This is a genomic window from Hyphomonas sp. (assembly GCF_037969335.1).
In the GTDB taxonomy this organism is placed as follows: Bacteria; Pseudomonadota; Alphaproteobacteria; order Caulobacterales; family Hyphomonadaceae; genus Hyphomonas.
On record NZ_JBBKXE010000166.1, the window covers coordinates 1 to 7,281 of the forward strand.

Annotated in this window: 7 protein-coding genes and 1 tRNA gene; 4 read left to right on the top strand and 4 right to left on the bottom strand. The window is 62.6% G+C overall.

The features are described 5' to 3' along the window. From AADA04_RS12365 to aroA, 4 genes are all read right to left on the bottom strand, one after another. On the bottom strand, positions 1-1,217 hold a 1,217-nt coding region (locus AADA04_RS12365; protein WP_340693580.1), incomplete at its 3' end, for a 30S ribosomal protein S1. A gap of 135 nt (positions 1,218-1,352) precedes the next feature. Beyond that, positions 1,353-1,991 carry a (d)CMP kinase gene (gene cmk / locus AADA04_RS12370; protein ID WP_340693581.1) on the bottom strand — a complete coding sequence of 213 codons (639 nt, stop codon included), beginning with the start codon at positions 1,989-1,991 and terminating at the stop codon, positions 1,353-1,355. A 103-nt stretch (positions 1,992-2,094) separates the two neighbouring features. Further along, positions 2,095-3,177 carry an NADH:flavin oxidoreductase gene (locus tag AADA04_RS12375; RefSeq protein ID WP_340693582.1) on the bottom strand — a complete coding sequence of 361 codons (1,083 nt, stop codon included), beginning with the start codon at positions 3,175-3,177 and terminating at the stop codon, positions 2,095-2,097. Between the two features lie 52 nt (positions 3,178-3,229). Further along, positions 3,230-4,552 (bottom strand): 3-phosphoshikimate 1-carboxyvinyltransferase, encoded by a 1,323-nt coding sequence (gene aroA / locus AADA04_RS12380; protein WP_340693583.1) that lies wholly within the window; start codon positions 4,550-4,552, stop codon positions 3,230-3,232. Positions 4,553-4,666: 114 nt separating this feature from the next. Here aroA and AADA04_RS12385 point away from each other — a divergent pair, with 114 nt between their 5' ends. The 4 genes from AADA04_RS12385 to AADA04_RS12400 all read left to right on the top strand — a co-directional run bounded on the left by AADA04_RS12385 (position 4,667) and on the right by AADA04_RS12400 (position 7,204). Further along, positions 4,667-5,176, top strand: a complete 510-nt coding sequence (locus AADA04_RS12385) for a TIGR02300 family protein (RefSeq protein WP_340693584.1) — start codon at positions 4,667-4,669, stop codon at positions 5,174-5,176. A 48-nt stretch (positions 5,177-5,224) separates the two neighbouring features. Continuing rightward, positions 5,225-5,300, top strand: a tRNA-Ala gene (locus tag AADA04_RS12390). A gap of 336 nt (positions 5,301-5,636) precedes the next feature. Then, positions 5,637-5,876, top strand: a complete 240-nt coding sequence (locus AADA04_RS12395; RefSeq protein WP_340693585.1) for a DUF1150 family protein — start codon at positions 5,637-5,639, stop codon at positions 5,874-5,876. 80 nt (positions 5,877-5,956) lie between these two features. Beyond that, positions 5,957-7,204, top strand: coding sequence for a parallel beta-helix domain-containing protein (locus AADA04_RS12400; protein WP_340693586.1), 1,248 nt, complete (start codon positions 5,957-5,959; stop codon positions 7,202-7,204). The last annotated feature ends 77 nt before the right edge of the window (positions 7,205-7,281 follow it).

Consider the following 7,281-nt stretch of genomic DNA (forward strand, 5'->3'; position numbering starts at 1 on the left):
GACTTGTCCCAAGCGATGTCATTGATGTGCACCATGCCGTCGAGGTCGGGGCCGAGGCCCACGAACAGGCCGAACTCGGTGATGCCACGGACTTCGCCTTCGATTTCGGAACCGACCGGGTTGTCGGCGACGAATGCGGTCCATGGATTGTCCATGGTCTGCTTGAGGCCGAGCGAGATGCGGCGCTTGTCGCTGTCGACATCCAGGACTTCCACGTCAACTTCCTGTGTCGTGGACAGGATCTTGCCGGGATGCACGTTCTTCTTGGTCCAGCTCATTTCGGAGACGTGGATCAGGCCTTCGACGCCGTCTTCCAGTTCCACGAATGCACCATAGTCGGTGATGTTGGTGACCTGGCCCTTGAGGCGGGCGCCGACCGGATAACGCGAGTCGATGCCGTCCCATGGGTCGGAACCGAGTTGCTTCATGCCGAGCGAGATACGCTGGGTTTCTGGGTTGATCTTGACGATCTGCACTTCGACTTCCTGGCCGACTTCAACAACCTGCGACGGGTGGTTGATGCGCTTCCAGCTCATGTCGGTGACGTGCAGCAGGCCATCGATGCCGCCGAGGTCCACGAACGCACCGTAATCGGTGATGTTCTTGACGATACCCTTGCGGACGTCGCCTTCTTTCATGTCCGAGACGATCTCGGCACGCTGTTCAGCACGGCTCTCTTCAAGGATGGCGCGGCGCGAGACAACGATGTTGCCACGGGTGCGGTCGAGCTTGAGGATCGCGAATGGCTGGATCTCGCCCATGAGCGGACCCACGTCGCGGACCGGGCGGATGTCCACCTGGCTGCCGGGAAGGAAGGCGTTGACGCCGCCGAGGTCGACCGTGAAGCCACCTTTGACGCGTCCGGAAATAGCGCCTTTGACGGGCTCTTCCTTGGCAAAGCTGCGCTCGAGCTTGATCCAGCGCTCTTCGCGGCGGGCCTTGTCGCGCGAGAGGACGGCGTCGCCGAGAGCATTCTCGATCCGGTCGAGATACACGTCGATGATGTCGCCGGGCTTGGGCTGCTCATCTTCGAGTGCGAATTCTTTTGTCGGGATACGGCCTTCGGTCTTGAGGCCAATATCGACGAGAACGTTTTCGTTCTCGATGCGAATGACGGTGGCCGGAATTACCTGGCCTTCCTGCATTGCGCCCGCGGCAGCGGACGATTCGAACATTGCCGCGAAATCGTCGGTTGATGGGTTCATCTTTTCAGTCATTTGGTCTCCGGGGACGGGGCGAACGGTTCAAGGCGGGCTTGCACCATTGCAGCCCGCGTCGGAACGACCCGTTAGAGTGGTCTGTCATCTTCAGAGCGGTACCATCTGTTTGGATTTGAGCCCTTGTGAGGCCCTTCAGACGGTCTTTCCACGAGCGAGAACGGCCTCAACGGCTGCAATCGCCTTCTCCACTGCGGCGTCTATAGTCAGATCAGTCGTATCTATCAAGACCGCATCTGTTGCGATCGTGGCCGGGGCATCCTTGCGCGACTGGTCGCGTTCATCACGGATACGCAGCTGCTTGACGACCTCTTCAAGCGTGATGGCCTGCCCGTAGCCGAGATATTCCCGCCAGCGCCGGTAGCCGCGCTGTTCGACATTGGCGTCGACCCAGAGCTTCACATCGGCGTCGGGCGCGATCACCGTGCCGATATCGCGTCCGTCGAGCAGGGCGCCAGAGGCCTGAATGGCAAAGGCGCGCTGCAGGTCAAACAGGGCCTGGCGGACTTCGGGGATCACGGCGACCTTGCTGGCCGCCTTGCCGGCTTCGCCGGTGCGCAGCTCGGCTTCATCGAAATGGGTCAGGTCCAGGCGGGCGGCGATGGTCGCAAGCCTGGCGGCATCATCCAGTGCGACGCCCTGTTTGATCGCGGCAACGGCCGTGGCGCGGTAGAGGCGCCCGGTGTCCATATGCGGCAGGCCATAGCGCGCCGCGAGGCGTTTCGCGATCGTGCCTTTACCTGAGGCCGTGGTTCCGTCGATGGCGATGATCATGACCGCGGGAAGTGAGCGAAGGCCCCGGTATTGTCAAGCAGGTGCGACGCCGGGTGGGGCGCTTGGCGGTCGATGGCGGGTTTTCGGGCGTGGGGGGGCCGGTTCAGGCTGATTCCTGGACGAAGCCCTTCCACGTCTTCATGTAACTGACGAAAGCGTCGCCAAGCCCTTCCTGACGAAGATGTTCCTCTGGCACGGGCAGGGCGATGGGCGTAAAATCCGGATCGGCTTCGAGCTTTTTCGGGAAATCGTGATGGAGGATTGCGCTGCGACCGATGACGACGAAATCCAGCCCATCATCCAGCGCTTTCTGGCAGGCGGCGCCTGTCGTCAGCTTGCCGGCTGCGCCGAGGCGGCAGTCCCCTCGCGGCAGGTCGGTGAACCAGCCGAGCAGGCTGCGCGACTGGTGAGCTTCGTCCACCGGCAATTTGAACGCGTCCCACAGCGACATGTCGAGATAGTCGAGCTTGCCGGACACCATGAGTTCTCCGGCGAGACGGCGGATTTCCATGAGGTCCATCCCGAACCGCTCTGGCGAGAGTCGCACGCCAAGCGAGAAGTCCTTGCCGCATTCGGCACGCACCGCATCGACCATCTCCTTCAGGAATTTCACGCGGTTCTCATAAGGCCCGCCATATTCGTCGTCACGCTGGTTCACTTCCGCGCTGAGGAACTGGCCGATCAGGTAGCCATGCGCTCCATGCAATTCGACGCCATGGAAGCCTGCCGTCTCGGCGCGCTTAGCGCCAGCGACGAAGGCATCGAACGAGCGCCTGACTTCGTCGCCGGACATTGCGCGCGCCCCGAATTCGGTATTCTCGGACGGGCAATGTGGCGTTTCGCCGATCAGCTCTTTCGGCGAGCGCATGCCAGCATGGTGTAGCTGGACGACGGAATGGCTGCCGGTCTTGTTGATAGCCTCGGCGAGGCGGGACAGTCCGGGCAAGTGCTTGTCATCGAAGATGCCGAGCTGGCCAGGAAAGCCCTGGCCGACCGCTTGGACATGGGCCGCGCAGGTCATGGTCAGGCCGAAGCCGCCTTCGGCCCGCATCGTGAGCCATCGGAACTCGTCGTCACTGAGCGTACCGTCCGCGTGGCTCTGCGAATTCGTGAGCGGCGCCAGCATGAAGCGATTTTTCATGGCCGGGCCATGGGCGAGCGGGAGAGGAGAATGAAGTGATGTCATTCCCCGACAATCGCGTCGCCAGTGTCGCCGTCAAGTTTGCCGCAAGGGAAGTTCAGCCTTCGGAGATATTCGCGCCGAGTGTGGCCATGTGGGCGAGGAAGTCCGGATAGCTTGTCGCGATCATGGACACGTCATCGACGCTGACCGGCTTTTGCGAGGCGGTACCCATGATGAGGGCGCTCATGGCGATGCGGTGATCGTGGCGGGTTTCGACCAGGCCGCCGCCGGGCGGCGGGCCGCCGCAACCCTGGACCGCGAAACCGTCCTCGCGCTCCTCGGCCTCGACGCCATTGGCGCGCAGCATGTCGACCACAGCTTTCACCCGGTCGGTTTCCTTGACGCGCAATTCCTCGGCGCCGGTGACGATTGTCGTGCCGGTGGCGAAGGCCGCGAGCACGGCGAGGATCGGGAATTCATCGATCATGGCCGGCACCAGCCGTTCCGGCACGGACCGGCCGATCAGGGCGGCGCTGCCGGACTGGATGTCGATCAGGCGTTCGCCTGCGGCCTCGTCAGTGTCTTCCGCGCCGAGGCGTGCGCCCATCAGTTCAGCCATGTCGAAGAAGCCGGACCGGGTCGGGTTGGACATCACGCCCTCGACCATGACATTGCCGTCCGGTGAAATCAGTCCCGCCGCGATCAGGAAAGCGGCAGACGAAGGGTCGCCCGGGATAGCAGCCTCAATGGCCGACAGGCGCTGCCCGCCGACCAGCGAAATCGTGCGGGCCTGCCCGGCGCCGCGCGTGACGCCAATTTCGACGCCGAAGCCGCGCAGCATGCGCTCGGTATGGTCGCGCGTCGGCTTGGCCTCTTCGACAATCGTCGTGCCATGCGCATTGAGGCCGGCCAGCAGGACGGCGGACTTGACCTGCGCCGAGGCCTGCGGCGGCGCATAGGTGATGGCCTTGAGGGCGGGCGTGCCGGTCAGGCGGAAGGGGAGGCGACCATCGGGCTTGGCCGTATCGGTCAGGCCCATCAGGCGCAGCGGGGCGAGGATGCGGTTCATCGGCCGGGCGCTGAGGCTGGCATCGCCGCAGAGTTCGGCGCTGAGCTCATAACCGGCCATCAGGCCCATCATCAGGCGCGATCCGGTACCGGAATTGCCGAAGTCGAGCGGGGCGGCGGGCGAAGTGAGGCCGCTATTCCCGGTGCCGGTGACCTGCCATTGGCCGGCCCCCGTTTGCGTGACGGTGGCGCCGAGCGCGGCCATGGCGGCGCCGGTGCGCAGGACATCGTCCCCTTCGAGCAGGCCGGAGAAGTGGCTGGTACCGCTGGCGATCCCGCCCATGATGAGGGCGCGGTGGCTGCAGGATTTGTCGCCCGGGGCGCGGATAATGCCCTGCAGGCGGCTGACGGGGCGGCTGGTCCAGACCATGGGAAGATTCCGATTGCACTGTTCTTACATGAATTCGGGCTTTGACAGCGCGCGGCGTTCATGGCAAGCGCCCGCCCAGACCAAAATCAATGAAACTCCGGAGGGAGCCGCCCCGTGTCGAAAGACAAACTCGGAACCAAGCAAGTCTGCCCAGACTGCGAAGCCCGCTTTTACGACCTCCACAAACGCCCCGCTGTTTGCCCCAAATGCGGTAATGAATTCGATCCTGAGGACGAGGTCATCAAGACCACGATCACGAAGGTGAAGGCAAAAGCTGCCCGCGCCGCCGTCAAGTCCGACGATGACGACGATGATGACGAAGACGACGAGGACGTTGCCGCCAAGGGCAAGGGCGGCGATGACGACGACGAAGACGAAGTCGACGACGAGGAAGATGCCAAGGAACTCGGCGGCGAAGCAGCCGAAGTGATCCTTGAAGGCGCGTCCGAGGACGACGAGGAAGAGACGACCGGCTCGAAAGTGCCGGCCGGCTTCACCGAGGAAGGCGTCGACGATGACGACGACGATGATGCTGTTCTCGCTGATGACGATGATGATGCGTTCAGCGTCGATGACGACGATGATGACGATGATCCGCTCGTGCTCGACGAGGATGAAGATTAGGGCTTGAAAGGCGCGCCCGGCGCGTCTACTTCTCGCCCTTCCCAGAATGGGGCCATAGCTCAGTTGGGAGAGCGCTTGCATGGCATGCAAGAGGTCGTCGGTTCGATTCCGTCTGGCTCCACCATTCTTTCTTGATTCAGCAGGTTCCGTATCGGCGCTTTGCGCCTCACATGAACCGGGCTCAGGGCTGTTCCGGCAGGTTTCGTGTCGCGGCTTTGCCGCTCGCACGAACCGGTATTCGGCCTGTTTCCGCAATTGCATGACGGGCGTGTTAACCGTGCAATGCGCTGGCTTGCCGTCACTTATTTGTGAACACTATCTCACTTCCGCCACATCCCGGCGCTTGAAGCGGCCATATTGCTCCCCCATCTTGAACCTGAACGAAGGGTCCGCCTCTTGACGGCACAGTCACCGGCTCTTGGCGTTCGGTATCTGTCTTGTGACGGAAAGGATTGGAATGATGACGACTGAACTGAGAACAAACCCGTTTGAAAGCGACGCCTTCGTCTACATCCGCCACCTGGATGCGGACGAATTGCAGAGCCTTCTGCCCGCAAATGAAGTCAACCAGATCAATGATCCGGATGAACTCTTTGTGGTCCTGTCAGCCGACGGCGTACGCCTCGCGGTTGTTGAAGGCCGCGAAGCCGCCTTTGCTGCAGCGCTTGCAAATGACCTGAAGCCGCTCAGCGTACACTGACGCCGGCTTAACCACCCCTTGCTTTTCCCCGGTTTGAAGTTGACACTTGTGTCATAAAATAAACCGGGGAGGACACGGCAATGAAATATCATGGAACCTGGACTGCGGCTGCGGCCCTGCTGGCGCTGGTGGCGTGCAGCCCGAAACCTGCGCCCGAGACCAAGGCTGAAGCGCCTGCGCTGCCGGCTGTCGTGTCTGCCGAAGGCGACTTTGCCACCAATCTCCAGACTGCGCTCATCGAAGCCAAGCCGGGTGATACGGTCCGGCTGCCCGAAGGTGTGTTCAACCTGACCACGGGCCTGTCGCTGGATGTTGACGGCGTAACGGTTCTGGGCGCCGGTCAGGACAAGACCATTCTCGATTTTGCCGGGCAGACCGGCGCGGGCGAAGGCCTGCTGGTGACCTCCGACAATGTGACCCTGATGGCGTTCGGCATTCGCGACACCAAGGGCGACGGGATCAAGTCCAAGGGCGCTGACGGCATTGTCTATCGCGACATCACGGTCGACTGGTCAGGCGAGCCTGACGAAGGCAATGGCGCCTATGGCGTCTATCCCGTGGAATCGCGCAACGTGCTGGTCGAGAACGTGACCGTGCGCGGGGCCTCCGATGCCGGGATCTATGTCGGCCAGTCGGAAAACATCATCGTGCGCAATTCGCTGGCCGAGTTCAACGTGGCGGGCATCGAGATCGAGAACTCGAACAATGCCGACGTCTACGGCAATATTGCCCGCGACAATACGGGCGGCATCCTTGTGTTCGACCTGCCTGACCTGCCGGTCATCGGCGGACATTCGACGCGGATTTTCAACAACCAGATCGTGCACAACAATACGCGCAATTTTGCGCCCGCGGGGAATATCGTTGCGGGCGTGCCATCGGGCACGGGCGTGATCATCCTGGCCAATCGCGACGTGCACGTGTTCGACAATGAATTTGCCGACAATCGTTCGGCGCATGTCCTGCTCACGGCCTATACCGAGCCGTTCACGGATGAGCGCTACAATCCGCTGCCGCGCGATATTGTGGTGCGTAACAATCGCTGGTCGGGCGGCGGCACCGCCCCGCAAGGCATGCTGGCGCCGCTGGCAGAAGCGCTGGGCGGCGCGCTGCCCGCGATCGTCAGCGATGGCGTGACGCACTGGCCGGGCGCAGAGGCACAGACGGTGAATATCGTGATCGATGAGGCGCCTGAAGTGGGTTTCGTCAGTCTCGGCGTCGGGGCGTATCCGATCAATCCGGAGACGCTGGCGCCCAGCATGGACCGTCCGCAAGGGACGCCGGTCACCGAACCGGCCGCCGTGGTCCTGCCGCAGGATGCTGAATAGGACGTCGAGGCGATGATGCGACTGGCCGGCCTTGTATCCGCCTTCCTGTTGCTGGCGGGCTGCAGCGCGCGGGGCGG

Bases quoted from the DNA above. Each gene is read 5' to 3' on its own strand.
- cmk (WP_340693581.1), bottom strand. From the start codon at position 1,991: ATGATCATCGCCATCGACGGAACCACGGCCTCAGGTAAAGGCACGATC.
- AADA04_RS12375 (WP_340693582.1), bottom strand. From the start codon at position 3,177: ATGACATCACTTCATTCTCCTCTCCCGCTCGCCCATGGCCCGGCCATG.
- aroA (WP_340693583.1), bottom strand. From the start codon at position 4,552: ATGGTCTGGACCAGCCGCCCCGTCAGCCGCCTGCAGGGCATTATCCGC.
- AADA04_RS12395 (WP_340693585.1), top strand. From the start codon at position 5,637: ATGACGACTGAACTGAGAACAAACCCGTTTGAAAGCGACGCCTTCGTC.
- AADA04_RS12400 (WP_340693586.1), top strand. From the start codon at position 5,957: ATGAAATATCATGGAACCTGGACTGCGGCTGCGGCCCTGCTGGCGCTG.